This is a genomic window from Acidovorax sp. LjRoot74 (genome assembly GCF_964254355.1).
In the GTDB taxonomy this organism is placed as follows: domain Bacteria; phylum Pseudomonadota; class Gammaproteobacteria; order Burkholderiales; family Burkholderiaceae_C; genus Acidovorax.
Genome location: NZ_CAXUTI020000001.1, coordinates 4,392,512 through 4,412,396, shown reverse-complemented (window position 1 = coordinate 4,412,396; position 19,885 = coordinate 4,392,512). Strand labels below are relative to the sequence as shown.

At 67.1% G+C, this 19,885-nt stretch carries 19 protein-coding genes and 1 riboswitch; of the genes, 6 read left to right on the top strand and 13 right to left on the bottom strand.

What is annotated here, in order from left to right:
* Positions 1 to 43 precede the first annotated feature (43 nt).
* Positions 44 to 1,018 (top strand): NAD-dependent epimerase/dehydratase family protein, encoded by a 975-nt coding sequence (locus tag ACSQ3O_RS21035; protein ID WP_436140357.1) that lies wholly within the window; start codon positions 44 to 46, stop codon positions 1,016 to 1,018.
* 125 nt (positions 1,019 to 1,143) lie between these two features.
* Here ACSQ3O_RS21035 and ACSQ3O_RS21030 read toward each other — a convergent pair whose 3' ends face one another.
* The 7 genes from ACSQ3O_RS21030 to ACSQ3O_RS21000 all read right to left on the bottom strand — a co-directional run bounded on the left by ACSQ3O_RS21030 (position 1,144) and on the right by ACSQ3O_RS21000 (position 6,510).
* A complete protein-coding gene (locus ACSQ3O_RS21030; RefSeq protein WP_436140356.1) occupies positions 1,144 to 1,791 on the bottom strand; it encodes a DUF4124 domain-containing protein in 648 nt (215 codons plus the stop codon).
* 54 nt (positions 1,792 to 1,845) lie between these two features.
* Entirely contained in the window at positions 1,846 to 2,388 is a 543-nt protein-coding gene (locus tag ACSQ3O_RS21025) for a hypothetical protein (protein WP_137745310.1), read from the bottom strand.
* A 331-nt stretch (positions 2,389 to 2,719) separates the two neighbouring features.
* The gene (locus tag ACSQ3O_RS21020) at positions 2,720 to 3,679 is read right to left on the bottom strand and encodes a chemotaxis protein (RefSeq protein WP_063462613.1); all 960 of its coding nucleotides are present in this window, start codon (positions 3,677 to 3,679) and stop codon (positions 2,720 to 2,722) included.
* A gap of 131 nt (positions 3,680 to 3,810) precedes the next feature.
* A complete protein-coding gene (locus ACSQ3O_RS21015) occupies positions 3,811 to 4,113 on the bottom strand; it encodes an antibiotic biosynthesis monooxygenase family protein (protein ID WP_436140355.1) in 303 nt (100 codons plus the stop codon).
* Between the two features lie 36 nt (positions 4,114 to 4,149).
* On the bottom strand, positions 4,150 to 5,028 hold the full coding sequence (locus ACSQ3O_RS21010) for a LysR family transcriptional regulator (RefSeq protein WP_298456433.1): 879 nt from the start codon (positions 5,026 to 5,028) through the stop codon (positions 4,150 to 4,152).
* A gap of 28 nt (positions 5,029 to 5,056) precedes the next feature.
* Positions 5,057 to 5,461 carry a hypothetical protein gene (locus ACSQ3O_RS21005; protein ID WP_298456431.1) on the bottom strand — a complete coding sequence of 135 codons (405 nt, stop codon included), beginning with the start codon at positions 5,459 to 5,461 and terminating at the stop codon, positions 5,057 to 5,059.
* Positions 5,462 to 5,607: 146 nt separating this feature from the next.
* Entirely contained in the window at positions 5,608 to 6,510 is a 903-nt protein-coding gene (locus tag ACSQ3O_RS21000; RefSeq protein ID WP_298456429.1) for a LysR family transcriptional regulator, read from the bottom strand.
* Between the two features lie 112 nt (positions 6,511 to 6,622).
* On the opposite strand from ACSQ3O_RS21000, the gene ACSQ3O_RS20995 reads away from it, so the two are divergent.
* Positions 6,623 to 7,264 (top strand): NAD(P)-dependent oxidoreductase, encoded by a 642-nt coding sequence (locus ACSQ3O_RS20995; RefSeq protein WP_436140354.1) that lies wholly within the window; start codon positions 6,623 to 6,625, stop codon positions 7,262 to 7,264.
* A gap of 135 nt (positions 7,265 to 7,399) precedes the next feature.
* Here the strand turns inward: ACSQ3O_RS20995 and ACSQ3O_RS20990 are convergent, their stop codons facing one another.
* The 5 genes from ACSQ3O_RS20990 to ACSQ3O_RS20970 form a co-directional block, all read right to left on the bottom strand.
* Positions 7,400 to 8,680, bottom strand: a complete 1,281-nt coding sequence (locus ACSQ3O_RS20990; protein WP_436140353.1) for a TRAP transporter large permease subunit — start codon at positions 8,678 to 8,680, stop codon at positions 7,400 to 7,402.
* Between the two features lie 33 nt (positions 8,681 to 8,713).
* Positions 8,714 to 9,283, bottom strand: a complete 570-nt coding sequence (locus tag ACSQ3O_RS20985; protein ID WP_436140352.1) for a TRAP transporter small permease — start codon at positions 9,281 to 9,283, stop codon at positions 8,714 to 8,716.
* A 26-nt stretch (positions 9,284 to 9,309) separates the two neighbouring features.
* Positions 9,310 to 10,539, bottom strand: a complete 1,230-nt coding sequence (locus ACSQ3O_RS20980) for a fumarylacetoacetate hydrolase family protein (protein ID WP_298456421.1) — start codon at positions 10,537 to 10,539, stop codon at positions 9,310 to 9,312.
* 51 nt (positions 10,540 to 10,590) lie between these two features.
* The gene (locus tag ACSQ3O_RS20975; RefSeq protein WP_436140351.1) at positions 10,591 to 12,372 is read right to left on the bottom strand and encodes an IlvD/Edd family dehydratase; all 1,782 of its coding nucleotides are present in this window, start codon (positions 12,370 to 12,372) and stop codon (positions 10,591 to 10,593) included.
* A 70-nt stretch (positions 12,373 to 12,442) separates the two neighbouring features.
* Positions 12,443 to 13,462, bottom strand: a complete 1,020-nt coding sequence (locus ACSQ3O_RS20970) for a TRAP transporter substrate-binding protein (RefSeq protein ID WP_436140350.1) — start codon at positions 13,460 to 13,462, stop codon at positions 12,443 to 12,445.
* A gap of 155 nt (positions 13,463 to 13,617) precedes the next feature.
* Between ACSQ3O_RS20970 and ACSQ3O_RS20965 the strand changes: the two genes are divergently transcribed.
* The 3 genes from ACSQ3O_RS20965 to ACSQ3O_RS20955 all read left to right on the top strand — a co-directional run bounded on the left by ACSQ3O_RS20965 (position 13,618) and on the right by ACSQ3O_RS20955 (position 16,210).
* The gene (locus ACSQ3O_RS20965; RefSeq protein ID WP_436140349.1) at positions 13,618 to 14,592 is read left to right on the top strand and encodes a LysR family transcriptional regulator; all 975 of its coding nucleotides are present in this window, start codon (positions 13,618 to 13,620) and stop codon (positions 14,590 to 14,592) included.
* A 113-nt stretch (positions 14,593 to 14,705) separates the two neighbouring features.
* On the top strand, positions 14,706 to 15,191 hold the full coding sequence (locus ACSQ3O_RS20960) for a hypothetical protein (RefSeq protein ID WP_063462625.1): 486 nt from the start codon (positions 14,706 to 14,708) through the stop codon (positions 15,189 to 15,191).
* 137 nt (positions 15,192 to 15,328) lie between these two features.
* Positions 15,329 to 15,499: riboswitch (FMN riboswitch) on the top strand.
* 150 nt (positions 15,500 to 15,649) lie between these two features.
* On the top strand, positions 15,650 to 16,210 hold the full coding sequence (locus tag ACSQ3O_RS20955) for a 6,7-dimethyl-8-ribityllumazine synthase (RefSeq protein ID WP_436140348.1): 561 nt from the start codon (positions 15,650 to 15,652) through the stop codon (positions 16,208 to 16,210).
* A gap of 114 nt (positions 16,211 to 16,324) precedes the next feature.
* Here ACSQ3O_RS20955 and ACSQ3O_RS20950 read toward each other — a convergent pair whose 3' ends face one another.
* Entirely contained in the window at positions 16,325 to 17,920 is a 1,596-nt protein-coding gene (locus ACSQ3O_RS20950; RefSeq protein ID WP_436140347.1) for a methyl-accepting chemotaxis protein, read from the bottom strand.
* Positions 17,921 to 18,233: 313 nt separating this feature from the next.
* Here ACSQ3O_RS20950 and ACSQ3O_RS20945 point away from each other — a divergent pair, with 313 nt between their 5' ends.
* Positions 18,234 to 19,874 (top strand): hypothetical protein, encoded by a 1,641-nt coding sequence (locus ACSQ3O_RS20945; RefSeq protein WP_436140346.1) that lies wholly within the window; start codon positions 18,234 to 18,236, stop codon positions 19,872 to 19,874.
* Positions 19,875 to 19,885 lie beyond the last annotated feature (11 nt).

The window sequence follows — 19,885 nt, the reverse complement described above, 5'->3', positions numbered from 1 at the left end:
GGTATCCTCGGGACGTGTTCTATCCAAGCAAACGGGTCCGATTTTGCCTTCAAACCAAAGCCCCCTTGGCGCCCTGCCAGCGCGCTTTCGCCGTGAACGCCTGCTGATCGTGGGCTGTGGTGACGTGGGTCAACGTGTTGTGCGTGACTTGAACACCGGCCCGGGGGCGGGGCGGCTGCAGGTGCTGGCGCTCACCTCCAGCCCGTCTCGCGTGGCGGGCTTGCGCCGTCTGGGCGCGCGGCCGCTGCTCGGCAACCTGGACGATGCCGCCACGCTGCGCCGCCTGTCGGGCGTGGCCACGCGGGTGTTGCACCTGGCCCCGCCGCCGGGCGAAGAGGCAGGCGGTGCTGCCTGGTGGGCCGACCCGCGCACTGTGGCGCTGGCCCGGGTGCTGCGGCGGCGCAGCCTGCCGGTGTCGCTGGCCTATGCGTCCACCAGTGGCGTCTATGGTGACTGCCAGGGGGCTTTGGTGCCCGAGACGCGGCCCCTGGCTCCCGCCACGCCCCGCGCGCAGCGCCGGGTGAATGCCGAGCGTGCTGTGCGCCACCTGGGCCGCGCCGGGGTGCGCGCCAACCTGTTGCGCATCCCGGGCATCTACGCCCCCGACCGCGAGGGCGGCACGCCCGAGGCCCGCCTGCGGCGCGGAACGCCGGTGCTGGTGCCCGAGGACGATGTGTTCACCAACCACGTCCACGCCGATGACCTGGCGCGCGCCTGCGTTGCCGCGTTGTGGAAGGGCCGGCCGCAACGTGCCTACAACCTGAGCGATGCGAGCCACATGAAAATGGGCGACTACTTCGACCTGGCAGCCGACCTGTACGGCCTGCCGCGTCCCCCCCGGGTGCCGCGCAGCACGGCGCAGGAGCAGCTGTCGCTGATGCTGCTGAGTTTCATGGGGGAGTCGCGCCGCCTGGACAACCGGCGCATGCTGCAGGAGCTGGGGGTGCGGCTGCGCTACCCCAGCGTGGCGCAGGGGCTGCAGGGCGCGCGCGCCGCTGGGGTGTTACCAGGGCCGTGAGCGGCTCACAAGGCTCGGCAGTGTGGCCCTGGCGAGGCGCCTTGTCGCAGGCCGCACAAGCGGTGCGACAAGGGGTGCTTCCGCCCACGGGGAGTTGGGCTGGCTGCGCTGAACACGCGCGCTCTTCAGCGCGGGTAGACGTTGCCCTGCTTGTCGTAGCAACGGAACACGTTGCACTGTGTGAATTGCTTCGGGACTGGCTCGGGCGGTTGCACGGGGCGGGCCGGGTGGCGGGGCGGCACCACCACCACCACCGGTGCCGGGGTGGTGTTGACCGTGGTGGGGCGCGATGCACGGGCTTTTTCCACCTCTGCGTAGCCCGCAGGGCCCAGGCAGTCAAGGTCCATCTGTCGCTGGGCCGCCTCCACACGCTGGCTTTGGTCGTAGCTGCCCCCGCTGGCACTGCTCAGCACCACATCCAGGTTGCGGCGTGAGCGCGCGCATTCGGGCGACCGCGCGTAGTCCGGAGTGGCGGGCCTGGCGCTGTCGCGCTGGGCATTGCGCAGGGCCTCGGTTTCTGCGGCCTTGTTCTCGGCCTCCAGGCGCTGTTGCTTGTGCGCGAGTGCCTGGGCGGCCTGCTCGCGTTCGCGCTGGATGTCTTCGGGCGTCTTGCGGGCTTCCACCTCGCGCGCAGTGGCGCCGCCTGCGCAGCTGCCGTCGGTGTAGGTCACCTTGCCGGTGGCGGGGTCGGTGCAGCGCACGACCTGCGCCTGGGCACCTGTGCCGATCCAGGCCACACACAGGCATGCGAGAAGGTGCTGGGCTCGGATCATGATTTTGTTACCGCTCCAAGGTGGGGTTCGGCTGTGGTCACCAGGCGAGGTAGTTCAGGGCTGTTCCTGGCTGTTGGAGAACTGGCGCGAGCGCCAGTCCTGCGGATGGGGGGTGTAGCTGCCGGGTGCCATCTGGCCAGGGTTGCGGTTGCGTCGGTCTTCTGCGGCGCGGCGGTCGCGCTCGGCCTGTTCGCGGCGGGCCTGGTCGCGTTCGCGGGCACGGCGGTCGGCTTCGCGGGCCTGTTGTTCCCGCTGATCCCGCTCGCGGGCAGCACGGTCGCGTTCGGCACGGTCACGGTCGCGCTCCCGTTCGCGCCAGTCGTCGCGGTCACGGCCCTTGTCCCAGCGGTCGTCGTGCCGGTCGCGCCCACCGTAGTAGACGGGGGGCGGTGGTGGGGCGGAATAGATCACCCCCGGGGCACGGTACACGGGGGGCGCCTGGTACACCGGCGGCGGGGCGCTGTAGATATAGCCCGGCTGCTCGTACACCTGGTAGCGAGAGGGCTCGTAGTACGGGTCGCCCGGCACGGTGGCGCACCCTGTCACGAGGATCCCCAGGGCCGAGGCAGAAAGGATGCGGGCGAGTGTGTAGGTCATGGTGTTCAGACTCCGGCCCGGGGTGCGCGTTCCGCCCGGGTCCGTAAAGCCCATGAAAAACACCCCGGTGGGATGTTACAAATTTCAGGGGCTGGCGTTGGCTGTGCCAAGCCCTTTAGCGTTTGGCGCAGCCATTTGGTTGACTGCCGCTGTGCAGTTGTCGGGCGCTGCCACAGCCTGTGCTCGGCCCCGCGCTGTACCGATTGGCAGTCATATCAAAATTGATAGCTAGAAAGATATTCTGGATGCGCGGAGAAGGCCAAAAATGCCAAAAATTTCTGTCCTTGCTCCTGCCCTTCCTCCTGGGAGAGGCGGGCAGGGTTGCTGTGTCTTACTTGGGCAGGACGCGGCGGATGGTGTCGGCCAGGTCTTCGGCCACGAACTTGGCCACGTAGCCGTCGGCGCCTACGCTGCGCACATGGTCTTCATTGGCCGAGCCCGAAAGGGACGAGTGGATGACCACCGGCAGGCCATGGAAGCGGGCGTCCTGCTTGATGTTGCGGGTCAGGGTGAAGCCGTCCATTTCCGGCATCTCCAGGTCGGTCAGCACCATGGCGACGCGGTCCAGCACGGTCTTGCCCTCGGCCTCAGCGCTCTTGGCGATGGCGTTGAGGCGGTCCCAGGCCTCTTTGCCCGACTTGACCATCTCGTAGGGGGCGTTGAGCACCTTGAGTTCCTGCTCAATCAGCGAGCGGGCCACAAACGAATCGTCTGCCGCCAGGACGATGGTGCCGGGCTTGAGCTTGAGCTTGGCGCCCACCTTCTCTTCGGTCACCTCGTGGCCGTCGGACGGCGACACCATCTGCAGGATAGCTTCCACATCCAGCACCTGGGCCAGGCGGGATTCGTCGGTGTTGCCGTCCAGGCGGGCAATGCTGGTGACCAGCTTGCCCTTGGCGCCGCTGGTTTCGGCCGAGAGCACCTGCTTCCAGTCCAGGCGCACGATGTCTTCCACCGATTCGACCGCAAACGCCTGGGTGGTGCGTGCGTATTCGGTCACCAGCATGATGTTCAGGCCCGTCTGGGGCTTGCAGCCCACGATGGAGGGCAGATCGAGCACCGGAATCACCTGGCCGCGCAGGTTGACCACGCCCAGCGAATGCGGCGTGGTGCCCGCAATCGGCGTGATGCTGGGCATGGCCACGATCTCGCGGATCTTGAAGACGTTGATGCCGAACAGTTCGGACTTGTTCAAGGCAGTGTCGGTGCCCAGGCGGAACAGCAGCAGCTCAAACTTGTTGGTGCTGGTGAGGTTGGTCCGCTCGTCGATGTCCTGCTGGATGGCTTTCATGGTGGATCCTTTGCGCAGAAATGAAGATACGCGCTTTTACAAATTCTAGGACCCAAACGGCGCGCGCAGTGCGCTAAATCTTCAGGCAATACCCGAATAGTGCGCCGCAGCATGCGGGCGTGTCGGGGGCGTCACACCCCGGCCAGCGCCACCGGCTCAAAGTGCACCACCGTGGGGAACGGGTCGTAGAAGTGGTGCAGCAGCCGCTTCCACTCCTGGTAGGGAGTCGATTGCCTGAACCCCACCTCATGGTCGGCCAGGGTGGCCCAGCGCACCAGCAGCACATAGTCTTGCGGGCGCTCCAGGCAATGGCCCAGCTCATGGGAGATGTAGCCGTGCATGGAGGCAATGATGCGCTGCGCCTGGGCAAAAGCCTGTTCGAACGCGCTGTTCTGGCCGGGGCGGACCGTGAGGTGGGCGATTTCCAGAATCATGGGTGGTGAGGCAGAAGGGGTTGATCAAGCCGGTGATCAGACCACATTGCTGCGCTGCGTGGGCTCGGGCTGGGCTACGACTGCCTTCATGCCGTCCGCCAGGCGGTGGAGCAGCCCGAGCATGGGGGCGTCCGACGCGTCGCAGGCCAGGCCGATGTGGCGCGAAAAGGCCAGGGGCCCGTCCAGCGGGCGGGCGAGCGCGCGGCGTGCGTGGGCCGCGTGCGACTGCGGCACCACAGCCAGCCCCATGCCGGCATCCACCATGTGCAGCAGCAGCTCCTCGCGCGCGGCGCTGGCCTGCACCTGCAGCGCAATGCCCCGTTCGGCCAGCAGGCGGATGAAGGACTGGTGCAGCGGGCAATAGGGCCACTCGATGAGGGGCAGGTTCTCAATGTCTGCCAGGCCAAAGCGCTTTTTGAAGCGCAGCGGGTGCTGCTCGGGCACTAGCATCACATAGGGCTCGTGCCACAGCGGCACAAAGGTGTCGCCCGGCGGCTTGCAGTGTTCGGCCACCATGCGCAACCGGGCCTCTTGCGCGCTGGCGGCGAGCCGCACCATGGTGTGGGGCCATTCTTGCGCAATCTGCGCGAACAGGGGCGCGGCGGGCTGCACCATCAGGTCGTCCTGCAGGAAGACGCCCAGCGTTTCGCGCGGCGCATCGCGGAAGTCGCGCACCATGGCGCTGGACTGGGCCAGCAGGCTGCAGGCACGCGGGTACAGCCGGTGCGCGGCGGGTGTGGGGGCCAGGCCCTGCCGGCTGCGCTCGAACAGGGTGGTTTCGAGCGCATCCTCAAGCCCCTTGATGGCCATGCTGATGGAAGGCTGCGCCACAAAACAGCGGCGCGAAGCGGCCGTGACCGAGCGCTCTTCATAGGCCGCCACAAAGTAGCCCAGGGCGCGCAGGTCAAACAGCATGGTGGCAGGGCCTTCCTTGGTCGGGTGGTCAGACGGGCGTGATGGTGGTGACGGTCTCGCGGAAGTAGTCCACCTGCCCGTTGCGTGAATGGCTGGTGATCCAGGTCACAGATTCCACTTCGCGCTGTTGTACCGCATAAAAGAAGCGCTGGTGAAAGTGCGTGAGCACCCAGTCGTTGCCCAGCGGCTGGCTGTGCGTGTGCAGGATCTTCGTGCCGCGTGGGAACACCTCGGCACCCAGGCGCTGCACCACGCCCAAAGCCTCGGCCTTGTTGCGGGCGATCTGCCAGCGGGTGTCGGCATCGTCGCGGTAATGGTCGATGCGAAAGTCCACATCATCGGCAATGGTGGCCAGCAGCGTGGGCACGTCCTGCTGCTCGAAGGCAGTCAGTACACGGTCGATGGGAAAGGTCAGCGGTGGGTTGGTCGTCATGTCGGGTCTCCGGTGGGTGGTGGGATCAATCAAAAAAACCCTGGCCAGGGAGCCGCGACTGTAGGCAGAGCCTGGTGTGCGCACAACGATGGAATTTGTCGCTTGGGGCGATAAAAAACCAATGGGAAGGCGAGCGGGGCGGGCGCTCAGTCCGAGATACCGGGCACCTGCCGCAGGTAGGCATGCAGTGCCGCAATCGACTGGCGCACCTTGGCGGGCTGCGCGTCACGCTGCGGCGTCACGGCCCAGATGTCCAGCGTGCCAAACGACCATTCGGGCAGCAGCCGCACCAGTCGGCCGGCCTGCAGGGCCTCGTGCGCGTCCATGCTGCCCACCAGTGCCAGGCCCAGCCCGGCCTCGCACATCTGCTGGATGGACAGCTGGTTGTTGCTGGCAATGCGGGGCTCCACCCGCAGCGCGCGTGGTTCGCCCGCCGGGCTGTGCAGGTCCAGCAGCAGCCCACCCCCCTCGCGCGCAAAGCCCAGCCAGCTGTGGGTCAGGAGTGCATCGGGGTCACGCGGCGCGCCATGGGTTGCCAGCCACTGCGGTGATGCGGCCAGGTACCACTGCATGCCACACAGCCTGCGCGCGGCCCAGGTCGAGTCCGAAAGTCGCCCGAACCGCACCGCCAGGTCGATGCGCGCATTGATGAGGTCGATGGGCGAATCGTCCACCAGCAGCCGCAGGCGCAGCGCCGGGTGCGCCGCCAAAAGCTCCCCCAAGGCGGGCGCAATGTGGCGCGCAAAGCCCACGGTGGCCGACAGGCGCAGCTCGCCGCTGGGCGCATCGCGCGATGCCGCCAGCTCGGCCCGCGCCTGCTCGGCGGCGGCCCACATGGCGGCGCAGCGCGCGTGGTAACGCTGGCCTGCCTCGGTGAGTGCCAGCTTGCGGGTGGAGCGGTGCAGCAGCGTCACGCCGCCGTCGCTTTCGAGCTTGCGCACCTGCTGGCTCACGGCCGACGTGCTCATACCCAGCGCGCGGGCGGCGCCACTCATCGATCCGTGCTGCACCACGGCGGCAAACACGGCCATGCGTTTGAGGTCTTCCATGGGGTGATTGTGAAGCACAGCTTCAAGGAGAAGGCATTTTCAGCCCTCTACCGCGCACTTTGACAAGCCCGTAATCTCACCCCATCGCAACTTTGACCCCAGGAGACCTCCCATGAACATCGCCCTGATTGGTGCCACCGGCTTTGTCGGCTCGGCCGTGCTGAATGAACTGCTGCAACGCGGCCACCGCGTGACCGTGCTGGCCCGCAACCCTGGCAAGCTCACCCCCCGCGAAGGCCTCACGGTGGTCGCCGCCGACGCGCAGGACGCTGCCCAGGTGGCCAAGGCCGCCGCAGGCCACGACGCCGTGGTGAGCGCCTACAACCCCGGCTGGACGGTGCCCGACATCCACGACCAGTTCCTCAAGGGCACACGCGCCATCATCGACGGCACCAAGCAGGCGGGCGTGCGCCGGTTCCTGATGGTGGGCGGCGCAGGCAGCCTGTTTGTGGCGCCCGGCGTGCAGCTGGTGGACACGCCCCAGTTCCCCGCCGAATGGAAGCAGGGCGCCCTGGCCGCCCGCGAGGCGCTGAACTGGATCCGCACCGAAAACACGCTGGACTGGACCTTCCTCTCGCCCCCCATCCTGCTGCAGCCCGGCGAGCGCACCGGCCAGTACCGCCTGGGCGACGAAGCCCCGCTGATGAACGGCGAGCAGCCCGGCAGCATCAGCGCGGCCGACCTGGCCGTGGCGATGGTGGACGAACTGGAAACGCCGCGCCATGTGCAAAAGCGGTTCACGGTGGCGAACTGAGGCATTGCGCCAGTGTGCCGACCGCAGGTGGAGGAGCAGTCAAAAGGCCGAAAGCTCCTTTTTTGATAGCTAAATAGGCATGATGGATGCGCGGAAGCGGCCAAAAAGCTTTAAGTTTTTCAGCCAAACAGCGGATCACCCGATAAACCACCGCATCGGCACCAGCACGATCGACGGAAACAGCACCATCAGAAACATCATGGCGAACTGCGCCACCATGAACGGGACCACGCCCCGGGTCACGTCGTCCATGCGCATCTTGCCCACGCCCGCGACCACGTTCAGCACCGTGCCGACCGGGGGCGTGATCAGTCCGATGGCGTTGTTCATGATGAACAACACGCCAAAGTAGACCGGGTCGATGCCCGCAGCCTTCACTACGGGCATCAGCACGGGCGTGAGGATGAGGATGGTGGGTGTCATGTCCATGGCGGTGCCCACGGCCATCACCAGCACCATGATGGCGATGAGCAGCAGCGTGGGGTGTTCCATCAGCGGCTTGAGCAGGCCCACGAGCTGGCGCGGGATGTCGGCCACGGTGATGAGCCAGGCGCTGACCATGGCGGCGGCCACCAGGAACATGATCACGGCCGTGGTCTTGGCGGCGCTGATGAACACGTCGGTGAGCTGGCGCCAGTGCAGCTCGCGGTAGACCAGCGTGGCCACCAGCAACGCATAGACCGCGGCCACCGCAGCCGCCTCGGTGGGTGTGAACACACCCATCTTCAGGCCCACGATCACGATGACGGGCAGGAACAGCGCCCAGGTCGATTCCTTGAGCGCCTGCAGCTTCTCGGCCGTCGAGGCCTTGGGCGGTGGCGTGACGTTTTCGCGCTGCGAGACCCAGTACCAAGTGACCGCAATCGCTAGCCCCATCAGCAGCCCCGGCACGATGCCCGCCAGGAACAGCTTGCTGATCGACACATTGGCTGCCACGCCAAACACCACAAAGCCGATGGAGGGCGGAATGACCGGCGCGATGATGCCGGCCGAGGCAATCAGCCCGCCCGCACGCGCCTTGTCGTGCCCGGCCTTGACCATCATGGGCAGCAGCAGGGCTGCCAGCGCCGCCGTGTCGGCCACGGCCGAGCCTGATAGCGCCGCCAGCATGCAGGCCGCGAGGATGGCGACAAAGCCCAGCCCGCCGCGCTTGTGCCCCACCAGCGTGAGCGCCAGCTTGACGATGCGCTGCGACAGCCCGCCCACGTTCATGATCTCGCCCGCCAGCATGAAGAAGGGCACGGCCAGCAGCGGAAAGCTGTCGGCGCCATTGATCACGTTCTGCGCCAGGATCTGTGCGTCGAACAGGTCCAGGTGCCACATGAGGGCCGCGCCGGACACCAGCAGCGCGTAGGCAATCGGCACACCGATGGCCATGGCGGCCAGCAGGGAGCCGAGGAAGATGAAAACGGTCATGGAAGAACGCTCCAGGTCATTGCGGTGTGGGGCTCACTGGCGTGAGGCCGTGGGCGCGGGGGCTGCGTGTGGCAGCTGGCTGCCCACGGCGGCCAGTTCTTCGGACTCGGAGATCTGCACCAGCTCACTGTCCGGCATCTGCCCCGACACAATGCGCCACAGGTCCAGCGCCAGCAGCAGGCCGGCAGCCACGGCAAACACTACGCCCGACGCATAGAAGATGGCCATGGATGCACCGGTGACCGGCGCATCCACATCCCAGTTGATGCGCGCCTGCGCCAGTGCGCCGCTGAACAGCAGCCAGGTGCACCAGATCATCAGCGCATAACTCAGGGCCAGGCAAATGCGCTGGCCCAGCGGCGGAAGGCGCGCCAGCAGGAAGTCGGTGCCCAGGTGCCCACGCTCGCGCACCGCCACGATGGCGCCCAGGAAGGTGATCCACACAAACAGCCAGCGCGAGACCTCCTCGCTGATGGTGATGCCGGAGTTGAACGCATAGCGCAGCACAACATTGCCGAACACCATCACCACCATCACGGCCAGCGCCAGGGCGATGAGCAGGTTGATCCAGCGGCAGCAGCGGTCGATGAAGGCGTTCAGCATGGGTGTCTCCTGTTTTTCTTCTCGACTCAGAGGGCGGTGCCCTGCAGCAGCCCGCGCTGCGCCAGGTTGGCCATGAAGGCGCGCAGGCCAAAGCGCCAAGGCGGCGCGGCCTCGCTGTGTGCCACGCGGTTGTGCAGGCCGCCCAGCCAGGCGCTCTGGATGGACACCAGGTCGCCCAGGTGGTGGGTGAAGCCGCCGCCCGGCTGGTCGCGGTCTTCGATGGGGGCGAACAGCGTGCCCATGAACAGCATGAACCCATCCGGGTACTGGTGCGCGGCCAGCGTCTGCGCCACCAGGTCGGTGGGGTCGCGGCTGATGCTGGCCATGGTGTTGATGCCGCGCAGCTCAAAGCCGTCTTGGCCTGCCACGCGCAGGTGCACCGTCTCTTTGCGCACCTGTTCCAGCCCGAAACTGGCATCGAACAGACGGATGAACGGGCCCAGTGCGCACGATGCGTTGTTGTCCTTGGCCTTGCCCAGCAGCAGCGCGCTGCGGCCCTCGATGTCGCGCAGGTTTACGTCGTTGCCCAGTGTGGCGCCCACGATCTGGCCCCGGCTGTTCACGGCCAGCACCACCTCGGGCTCGGGGTTGTTCCAGGCCGAGTCGGAGCGGATGCCGATGTCATCACCGCAGCCCACCGAGGCCAGTACCGGCGCCTTGGTGAACACCTCGGCGTCGGGGCCGATGCCCACTTCCAGGTACTGCGACCACAGGCCCTTGTCCTGTAGCAGCGCCTTCAGGCGCATGGCCTCGGGCGAGCCGGGGCGGATGTCCGCCAGGTTCTGGCCGATGAGGCCGATCACCTGGCTGCGCAGGCCCTGTGCGCGGGTGGCGTCGCCGCGCGCCTGTTCTTCAATTACGCGCTCGATGAGGCTGGCCGCAAAGGTCACGCCCGCAGCCTTGACCACCTGCAGGTCGCACGGGGCCAGCAGCCAGGGACGGGAGGTGTCGCGTGAGCCGGGTTGGCTGTTGGCCAGCAGGTCGTCCACGCTGCACAGGTACTGGCCGGTGGCGCTGCGCGCAGCCTCGGCAGGCGCCAGGGTGTCGAGCAGCGTGCTCATGGTGGGGTAGTGCGCGCTCAGGTCGAACACACCTTCAGGCCGCAGTGCCACCACGGCCGGGCCTGGAACGGCACCACTGGGCGCCCAAACACGGCCGACCAGCGTGCCTTGCAGGCCGTCGTCGGGGAGCACTTGCAATGCGGCTTGGGGCGCACGGGCCCGTTCGGCAACTGCCGCTGCCGTCATGTTGTTCATGGAGAATCCTTCGAAAAGCCGGGTGAGCGCCGGTTGCCCACCCGTTTGTTATCAGTGGTTGTGGCGTGGCGTCTTTTCGGAAATGCGCTGGAAGCCCAGCGCAAAGTCCAGTGTGGCGCCGTCGGCCAGTTGCCCCGTTTTCTCGCGGTACAGCGCCTCCCACGGCGATTGGCTCGCGGGCACGGGCGGGGCGGGCAGGTCACGCTTGCGGCGCGCGATCTCTTCGGGGGCGACCAGCGCATCGCAGCGCCCGGTGTTCAGGTCGATGCGGATGGTGTCGCCGCTTTGCAACCAACTCAGCCCCCCGCCCACGGCGCTTTCGGGGGATGCGTTGAGGATGGACGGGCTGTCCGCCGTGCCCGACTGGCGCCCGTCGCCCAGCGTGGGCAAAGTGTTGATGCCGCGCCGAATCAGCGCGTCCGGCGGCTGCATGTTCACCACTTCGGCCGAGCCCGGCCAGCCGATGGGGCCTGCGCCGCGCATCACCAGGATGCAGCCTTCGTCGATGTTCAGTGTCGGGTCGTTGATGCGCGCGTGGTAATCGTCTGCGCCTTCAAACACCACGGCGCGGGCTTCAAAGATGCCCTCCTGCCCAGGGCGGCTCAGGTAGCGCTGGCGGAAGGACTCGGAGATGACCGAAGTCTTCATGATCCCGAAGTCGAACAGGTTGCCGCTGAGCACCATGAACCCCGCCTTGTGCATCAGCGGGTTGCTGAAGGGGCGGATCACCTCGCGGTCATGGGTTTCGCGGCCCTGCAGGTTTTCGCCCACCGTCTTGCCCGTCACGCTGGCGCAGTCGGCATGCAGTTTGCCCGCCTGCTGCAACTCCCACATCAGCGCGGGCACGCCGCCGGCGCGGAAGAAGCGCTCGCCCAGGAACTGGCCCGCGGGCTGCATGTTCAGCAGCAGCGGCAGGTCGTAGGCGTGGTCGGTCCAGTCTTGCGCATCGAGCTGCACACCCGCGTGGCGTGCCATGGCCATGATGTGCACCTGCGCGTTGCTGCTGCCGCCGGCCACGCTGACGACCGACAGCGCGTTCAAGAAACTCTCGCGCGTCAGGATGCGCGAGGGGCGCAGGTCTTCGTACGCCATCTCCACAATGCGCCTCCCGGTTTCGTACGCCATCTGCCCGCGCTCGCGGTAGGGCGCGGGAATGGCCGCGCAGCCCGGCAACGACAGGCCCAGCGCCTCGGCCACCGCGTTCATGGTCGATGCCGTGCCCATCGTGTTGCAGTGCCCGGCGGAGGGCGCGCTGTTGCAGGCGCGCTGCAAAAATTCTTCCTCGTCGATTTCGCCTGCAGCCAGCTGGCGACGGCTGCGCCAGATCACGGTGCCCGAGCCCACCAGCTGACCCTCGTGCCAGCCATCGAGCATGGGCCCGCCCGAGAGCACGATGGCCGGGATGTCCACCGTGGACGCGGCCATGACGCCCGCGGGCGTGGTCTTGTCGCAGCCCGTGGTCAGCACCACCGCGTCGATGGGGTAGCCGTACAGGATTTCCACCAGGCCCAAATAGGCCAGGTTGCGGTCCAGCGCGGCCGTGGGGCGGCGGCAGTTTTCAAAGATGGGGTGGACCGGGAACTCCATCGGGATGCCGCCCGCATCGCGGATGCCGTCGCGCACGCGGCGCGCCAGGTCCAGGTGGATGCGGTTGCAGGGCGACAGGTCGCTGCCCGTCTGCGCAATGCCGATGATCGGCCGGCCCGAGCGCAGCTCTTCGGGTGTGAGCCCGTAGTTCATGAACCGCTCCAGGTACAGCGCGGTCATGTCCGAGCGCTCGGGCGCGGCAAACCATTCGCGGGAGCGGAAGGGGCGGCGGGGTGTTTTTTTCATGGGGTCGGAGCGTCGCAAAAGAAGGGCTGGGCGCAGCCAGGAGCTGCGCCCCGGGGAACGAACCAGTGGCTTACTTGCCGCCCCGCGCCTTGGCCAGCTCGCCCATCAGCTCGCTGGTGGTCTCTTCGCCAAACTCCTTGCCGTACTTGGCCAGCACGGGCTGCAGCTTGGTGCGCAGCTTGGCCTGTTCGGCGGCGGGCAGCTCGGTGATCTGCATGCCGGCCTTCTTCAGCTCGCCCAGGGCGGTTTCGCTGAAGGCGCGGATGGTCTTGCGCTCGAACACCGTGGCCTCGCGCGCGGCTTCCTGCACGATCTTCTTCTCGTCGGCCGAGAGGCCGTCCCAGGTCTTCTTGGACATCAGCAGCACCCACGCGCTGTACATGTGGCGCGACAGCACCAGGTGCTTTTGCACCTCATAAAACTTGCTGGCCAGAATGGTGGCGGGCGGGTTCTCCTGACCGTCCACGGCCTTCTGCTCCATGGCGGTGTACAGCTCGGTGAACGGCATGGGCGTGGCGTTGGTGCCCAGCGCGTTGAAGGTGTCGAGGAACAGCGGGCTCTGGATCACGCGCAGCTTCAGGCCCGCCAGATCGTCGGCCGTGTTGATAGGTCGGCGCGAGTTGGTCACGTGGCGGAAGCCGTTCTCCCAGAAGCCCAGGCCGATCAGGCCCTTGTCGGGCAGCATGGCCAGCAGCTTCTGGCCGAAGGGGCCGTCGAGCAAGGCGTCGGCTTCAGCCTCGGTATTGAAGGTGAGCGGCAGGTTCAGCACGCCAAAGGGCTTGATCAGCGACATCAGCGTGGACGAATCCGGAATCGTCATCTCCAGCGTGCCGCCGCGCAGGGCGGAGGTCATGCTCACGTCGTTGCCCAGCGCGCCGCTGGCAAACAGCTTGGCATTCATCTTGCCGCCGCTCTTGGCCTGCAGGCGCTCGGCAAAGTGGCGCACGGCCTGGGCTTGAGGGTGGTCGTCGCTCAGGCCGATGCCGACCTTGAAGGTGTGTTCCTTGACTTGCGCGGCGACGGGGGTGGCGAGGGCGGCCAGCAGCGTGGCGCCGAGTGCCAAGGATTTGGCGAGGGAATTGAATTGCATGGTGTCTTGTCTCCGTTGGAATGGCTGACCCCGTTGGCGAGGCCTTTGGCGCCTGCGGCTTTTTGGGGCCAGCCGTTATCGACGCAGAGAGAAGGTTAGGTTTCGCGCCCCGGCGGGTCCACTGAATGTTTTGCGACAATCCATTCCAAACGCTTATGAGTCCAGACGAATTTCCGGGTAAACCCTTGTCTTTGGCGCAGGCCTGTGCACGCCTGCGCTTTCGGCATTTGCAGTTTCTGGACATCCTGGGCCGCACCCGCAACCTGCGGCTCACGGCCGAGCAGATGCACGTCACGCAGCCAGCGGCCACCAAGATCCTGATGGACATCGAGGAGATCCTGGAGGCGCGCCTGTTCGACCGCCTCTCGCGCGGCATGCGGCCCAACGAGCTGGGGCTTTTCACGCTGCGCTACGCCAGCGCCGCGCTCGATGGGCAACGCAGGTTTGTGGACGAGTTCAATGCGCTCAAGCAGGGCGGCCACGGCCATGTGACAGTGGGCGCCATCACCGGGTCGGCCGCGCATGTGCTGGTGGCGTCGGTGGTGGAGATTCAGCGCCTGCGGCCCCTCTTGGTCATCAAGATCCTGGAGCAAAGCAGCGACCAGCTCATCGCCTGGCTGGCCGAACGCAAGATCGATCTGATGATTGGCCGCTTCACCACCGAGGACCAGCGCAGTCAGTTCCACTACGAGCACCTGTCGGCCGAGCCGCTGCATGTGGTGGGCGGACAGCACCACCCGCTGCGCGGCGCCACCGACCTGTCGCTGACCGAGCTGGCGCACTGGCCGTGGATTCTGTACCCCGCCTCCACGGCCGTGCGCAAGGTGTCGGACGACCTGTTTGGCGGCGCGGGCCTGGCGCTCACGGCGGGGGTGGTGGAGACGCCGTCCTTCTTGTTTGCGCTGGAGCTGATGAACACCACGCACATGATGTCGCTGCAGCCTGCCGCGCTGATCCAGAAATACGTGGACCGGGGGCTGCTCTCGCGCATCCCCGTCGAGCTGCCAGACCGCATGCCCAGCTATGGCCTCATCACCCGCCTGGGCGAGCCGCCCACGCCCTCGGCACAGGCTTTTATCGATGTGCTGCGCGAGACGGCGGGTGTGGCGCCGGACGTTTTTGGGGAGTGACCCGGCCTGGGCAGTGTGTGGTCTTTTCGATAACCAATGGTTATTGAAAATCGGGGCCACCAAGCCCTGCCGTTATGCTCTGCGCCCTTTCCCGCAACCCAGGCCTTTTTTCCATGACCGACGCACCCGATACGCCCGACACCATCCAGGAACCCCGCTGCTGGAGCGACGGGCGCTGGACGGCGCAGGTCATCAAGAACGAGGACGACGATGGCTGGGCCGTGGCCATGACCTTGAAGGGCGAGGCCGAGCCCGCGCTGGTGGGCCCCTGGACCATGGGCCGCGACAAAAAGAACCCCAAGCCGCTCGATGTGTCGGCCTTCCACACGCTGGTCAAGACCGCTAGCGAGGTAGTGCGCCGCCATGAGCAGCAACTGCACGCACAGCTGAACAAAAGCGTGCACATCACCACCGCAGACGGCCAGCGCTTGCGCGTGGCGCTGGCCATCGTGCCCGATGAAGAAGGCGCCACGGCCACGCTGAGCGCGCAGGACGAGCTGGGCGAGGAACTGGCCCGTGCGTCCGCGCCACCCACCTTCAAGCTCACGCCCGCCAGCGCAGCGGCCTGGGCCGAAGGCGGGTTTCAGCGCGTGCGCTGAGCAGACTTCGGCATTCAACACTGCCCACAGCCTCAGAAACCGCCACTGCCAGTGCAGGCAATCGCCTGCGCGACGGCGTGCCGTGTGCCAGCCGCCTAAAATCCTACCCGTCGGCCCCGAATGACCTTCGGGGCCGACAGCGTTCTCAGGGCGGGGCGGAATTCCCCACCGGCGGTATTTGTTGGTTGAAAAACCAGCAAGAGCCCGCGAGCGCCTGTGGTGCCGTTCTTCGGAGCAGGCCTGCAGGGTCAGCAGATCTGGTGCGATGCCAGAGCCGACGGTCACAGTCCGGATGAAAGAGATCGCGAAACCCACAGCACCCGCCATGGGTGGCTGGGTCCTAGGTGTTTGCCTGCGTGCTTTGTTGCGCGCTGGCATGGCGCTGGGCCTGCGCCGCCCTGTGCAGGTGCCGTGTTCGCGCGCGCCCTGATTCTGGTATGACCTGTTTTGAGGAACCCATGAATCAGTCTTCTGCTACTTCTTCCGTCTCTCCCCTGGCCCCTGTCGCCGCCCACCGTGGCGCCCGCGTGGCCATCATCAGTGCCAGCTGGCACCAGGACATCGTGCACCAGGCGCGCGACGCGGCCCTGGCCGAGTTCGACCGCCACGGCCTACCGCCTACGCAGGTGGCGCTGTTCGACGTGCCTGGTGCGTTCGAGATTCCGCTCTTGGCGCGCAAGCTCGCGCGCAGCGGGCGCTATGACGCCATCGTGGCCTGTGCGCTGGTGGTCAACGGCGGCATCTACCGCCACGAGTTTGTGACCACCGCTGTCATTGATGGACTGATGCGCGTGCAGCTCGACACCGAGGTGCCCGTGATGTCGGCCGTGCTCACGCCGCGCGACTTCCATGACCACGAGGACCATGTGCGCTTCTTCCGCGAGCATTTCGTGAAGAAGGGCACCGAGGTCGCCCAGGCCTGCCTGCAGACCATGGCCTACCTGCGCAAGCTGGCATCGCCCACGCTGGCCACACCCCAGCAGGCCACGCCTGCGGTGGCTGAGGCCGTGGCAGCCTGAGCGGGCCTGGCAACGCCCCCCGCCTCGCCCGACAATGCTGTAATGCTATTAAATATATAGCTATAAAGGCTTGATGGACGAGCGGTAACGGCCTTTTTTTCCATAGAAAGCCGCTCAGGTCGCGGCCAACCGGGGCTGGCGGCCCACGGGCGCCGTGGGGTTTGCCAGGGCCGGGGCATCCGTCTCTGCCAGCCGGAACACCGCCACCGCCTGCACCAGCTGCTGCGCCTGCACCTTCAGGCTGTCGGCGGCGGCGGCACTTTGTTCGACCAGCGCCGCGTTCTGCTGCGTGGCCTGGTCCATCTGCATCACGGCCTCGCCCACCTGGGCCACACCTGCGCTCTGCTCGCTGCTGGCGGCGCTGATTTCGCCCACGATGTCGGTCACGCGGCGGATGGAGGCCACCACCTCGGTCATGGTGGCGCCCGCCTTGTCCACCAGCGTGGTGCCTTGCTCCACGCGTTCCACGCTGGCGTGGATCAGACCTTTGATCTCTTTGGCGGCTTCGGCGCTGCGCTGCGCCAGGTTGCGCACCTCGCTGGCCACCACGGCAAAACCCCGGCCCTGCTCGCCTGCGCGCGCCGCCTCCACCGCAGCGTTCAGCGCGAGGATGTTGGTCTGGAAGGCAATGCCGTCGATCACGCTGATGATGTCGGCGATCTTCTTGCTGCTGTCGTTGATGCCCTTCATGGTGGTGACCACCTCGGCCACCACATCGCCGCCCTGCACGGCCACGGTGCTCGCACTCACCGCCAGCTGGTTGGCCTGGCGCGCGTTTTCGGCGTTGGCCTGCACGGTGGAACTCAGCTCTTCCATCGACGCCGAGGTTTCCTCCAGCGCGCTGGCCTGCTGCTCGGTGCGGGCGCTCAGGTCGTTGTTGCCCTGCGCGATTTCGGTGCTGGCCATGGCCACGCTGTCGGCGTTGTGGCGCACCCCGGCCACTACGCGCGACAGGCTTTGCTGCATGTCGTGCAGCGCGTTCAGCAGCAGCGCAATCTCATCCTTGCCCTGCACATGCTGCGCAACCGTCAGGTCGCCCCCGGCCACGGCCTGCGACACGCGCACCGCGTTGTCCAGCGGGTTGACCACGGTGCGGCTGAAGGCAATGGCCCCGGCAATGCCCAGGGCGCACACCACCAGCATCACGCCCAGGCTGATGGTGGTGGCGCGCTGCGCAGTGGCGGCGGCACGTTCGGCCACCTCGCTGCTGGCCTTGGCAATCAGGTCGCCCGCCTGGTCCAGCAGTTGCGAGGGTTCGCGGTCCATGCCTGCCACGGCCTTGTCGCCCGCCTGCGGATCGTGGTCGGCGGCCTTGAAGGCTTCAAACCCCTTGCGGTAGGCCGCGCCCATGCGTTCATGGGCCTGGGCGAACTGGCTCACGCGCTCGCGACCATCGCCCGGGGGCAGGGCGGCGATGAGCTTTTGCGCCTCGTCCTTGATGGCTTTTTCCTGCTTTTCAAACGCGGCCCAGTAGCGCGTGAGCTGGGCCGGGTCCTTGCCGCGCAGCAGCACGTTTTTCCACTCTTGCACCTGCACCTTGAAGTCGTTGAGCATGGTGGCTGCGAGCCGTTCGTTTTCAAAGCTCTGCGCCACCGTGGTCTGGTAGGTGTCCAGCGCCTGGTTCAGGCGGCTGATGCCGAACAGCGCCGCCGCAAACAGCAGCAGCAAGGCCGCCGTGAAGGCGAGAGGGAGCTTGAGACTGAGCTTCATGGTGAACTCCTTGGTTTTTGGCAACCAGCGTGGGGGAGTGAAGAAGACTGCAGATAGGCACTGCAAATGCCGATTGGGCGGTGCAATGTTGCGTCTTAAAGCCTGTTTGCACATATCGTAGGGTGTTTGTAATTTTTTGTACAAGCATTTTGGTGAACCGCGCGGGTAAGATCCCGCGCTGCGCGGACGCAAGCCGCGCCCGGGCCTGCGGACAGGGTGCAACCCACTTGCTGACTCACTCCTTGAGTTGTTGTTTTCCCCCTTTGTGCTGCCGGAACTGCAGGCCGTCGGTGTTCCATGCACGGAGGTTCTCGTGAAACGTCTTCCCCCCCGGCCCGACCTAGGCCATCTCAAGAAACAAGCCAAAACGCTGCTGGCCGAGGCGCGTGCGGGCGATGCCGCTGCGCTGGCACGCCTGCAGCCGCTGGGCCTGCCCGCAGGCACCGAGCTGCGGCTGCACCACGCGCAGTGGTGTCTGGCGCGCGAGCACGGCTTTCAGTCCTGGCCGCAGTTCCAGGCCCTGGTGCTGGCGCGCCGCGCGCTGGCCGATGACCCCGAGCGCGCCACGCTGCTGTGGCTGCAGCTGGTCTATGCAGGCGATATTGCCGGCGGCAACCACACCGCACGGCCCGCGCTGGCTGAGCAGCTGTGGGCCGAAGGTGCCGTGCCGCAGGCGGGCCTGGACGCCCCCTGGCTGGCCTGCGCCGTGGGCGATGTGGGCCGGCTGCGCGAACAGGTGGCGCGCGACCCGGCCTGGGTGCACCGGCCGGGTGGGCCGCTGCAGCTGCCGCCATTGATGGCTGTCACCCATTCCAGCCTGGCGCGGCTGCCCGCGTTTGCCGAAGGGTTGTTGGCCTGCGCCGACCTGCTGCTGCGCGCGGGCGCGGATCCCCACCAGTGCGTGGGCAGCCGCTGGCCGCCCGCATCGCTGCAGGCGCCCGATGCCTCGCACCAGCTGTCGGCCCTGTATGGCGCGGCCGGGGCCAACCACCATGTGGGCATCAGCCGCCTGCTGCTGGCGGCGGGGGCAGACCCCAACGATGGCGAATCGCTGTACCACGCGCTGGGCAGCCTGGAATGCACGCGCCTGCTGCTGGAGGCGGGCGCGCGGGTGTCGGGCACGAACACGCTGCACCGCGTGCTCGACATGGACGATCTGCCCGCTCTGCAGCTGCTGCTGGCCCATGGCGCGGACCCCAACGAACCTCTGGGTGGCAGCCCTCCCGGTGCCGCACCGCTGCTGTGGGCTCTGCGCCGCCGCCGGTCGCTGGCCCATGTGCAGGCACTGGTGGCGGCTGGGGCCGACGCTGCGGTGGGCACGGCCGAGGGCACCCCCGCGCACATCCAGGCGCTGCGCTACGGCCTGCCGGAGGTTGCAGCCTTTCTGCGCGGTGTGCTGGGTGTGGGCGACATACCCGCCGACGAACGCTTCGTCGCGGCCTGTGCGCAGGGCGACGAAGCGCAGGCGCATGTTTTGCTGGCCGCGCAGCCGGGCCTGGTGCAGCGGCTGACGCCCACCCAGCAGCGCCTGCTGCCCGAACTGGCGGCACAGTCGGACTGCGGTGATGCCGTGCGGCTGATGGTGCGTGTGGGCTGGCCCATCGACACGCCGGGCGGCGACTGGGAGGGCACGGCGCTGCACCACGCCATCTTCCGGGGCGATGCGGTGCTCACCCGTTTCCTGCTGGAGCACGGCGCGCGCTGGCAGGCACGGCATGGTTTTGGGGACAACGCCTGTGGCGCGCTTGCCTGGGGTTCCATCAACACGCCCGAAGAAGGTGGTGACTGGGCGGGCTGTGCCCAGGCGCTGCTGGATCACGGTTTGCCGCCTGCTGCACCCGATCCGAACGGATCGGACGCCCTGTGGCTGGACGGCCGGTGGATGCGCTTCTCGGACGAGGTGACGGACTGCCTGCTGGCGGCGGCCGCGTTGCCGGGGCATTCAGCACCTTAGGCCCAGAAAGA

What these genes read in the sequence shown, in the direction of transcription:
- ACSQ3O_RS21030 (WP_436140356.1), bottom strand. Translation starts at nt 1,791, where the DNA reads ATGATCCGAGCCCAGCACCTTCTCGCATGCCTGTGTGTGGCCTGGATC.
- ACSQ3O_RS21025 (WP_137745310.1), bottom strand. Translation starts at nt 2,388, where the DNA reads ATGACCTACACACTCGCCCGCATCCTTTCTGCCTCGGCCCTGGGGATC.
- ACSQ3O_RS21020 (WP_063462613.1), bottom strand. Translation starts at nt 3,679, where the DNA reads ATGAAAGCCATCCAGCAGGACATCGACGAGCGGACCAACCTCACCAGC.
- ACSQ3O_RS21015 (WP_436140355.1), bottom strand. Translation starts at nt 4,113, where the DNA reads ATGATTCTGGAAATCGCCCACCTCACGGTCCGCCCCGGCCAGAACAGC.
- ACSQ3O_RS21010 (WP_298456433.1), bottom strand. Translation starts at nt 5,028, where the DNA reads ATGCTGTTTGACCTGCGCGCCCTGGGCTACTTTGTGGCGGCCTATGAA.
- ACSQ3O_RS21005 (WP_298456431.1), bottom strand. Translation starts at nt 5,461, where the DNA reads ATGACGACCAACCCACCGCTGACCTTTCCCATCGACCGTGTACTGACT.
- ACSQ3O_RS21000 (WP_298456429.1), bottom strand. Translation starts at nt 6,510, where the DNA reads ATGGAAGACCTCAAACGCATGGCCGTGTTTGCCGCCGTGGTGCAGCAC.
- ACSQ3O_RS20995 (WP_436140354.1), top strand. Translation starts at nt 6,623, where the DNA reads ATGAACATCGCCCTGATTGGTGCCACCGGCTTTGTCGGCTCGGCCGTG.
- ACSQ3O_RS20990 (WP_436140353.1), bottom strand. Translation starts at nt 8,680, where the DNA reads ATGACCGTTTTCATCTTCCTCGGCTCCCTGCTGGCCGCCATGGCCATC.
- ACSQ3O_RS20985 (WP_436140352.1), bottom strand. Translation starts at nt 9,283, where the DNA reads ATGCTGAACGCCTTCATCGACCGCTGCTGCCGCTGGATCAACCTGCTC.
- ACSQ3O_RS20980 (WP_298456421.1), bottom strand. Translation starts at nt 10,539, where the DNA reads ATGAACAACATGACGGCAGCGGCAGTTGCCGAACGGGCCCGTGCGCCC.
- ACSQ3O_RS20975 (WP_436140351.1), bottom strand. Translation starts at nt 12,372, where the DNA reads ATGAAAAAAACACCCCGCCGCCCCTTCCGCTCCCGCGAATGGTTTGCC.
- ACSQ3O_RS20970 (WP_436140350.1), bottom strand. Translation starts at nt 13,462, where the DNA reads ATGCAATTCAATTCCCTCGCCAAATCCTTGGCACTCGGCGCCACGCTG.
- ACSQ3O_RS20965 (WP_436140349.1), top strand. Translation starts at nt 13,618, where the DNA reads ATGAGTCCAGACGAATTTCCGGGTAAACCCTTGTCTTTGGCGCAGGCC.
- ACSQ3O_RS20960 (WP_063462625.1), top strand. Translation starts at nt 14,706, where the DNA reads ATGACCGACGCACCCGATACGCCCGACACCATCCAGGAACCCCGCTGC.
- ACSQ3O_RS20955 (WP_436140348.1), top strand. Translation starts at nt 15,650, where the DNA reads ATGAATCAGTCTTCTGCTACTTCTTCCGTCTCTCCCCTGGCCCCTGTC.
- ACSQ3O_RS20950 (WP_436140347.1), bottom strand. Translation starts at nt 17,920, where the DNA reads ATGAAGCTCAGTCTCAAGCTCCCTCTCGCCTTCACGGCGGCCTTGCTG.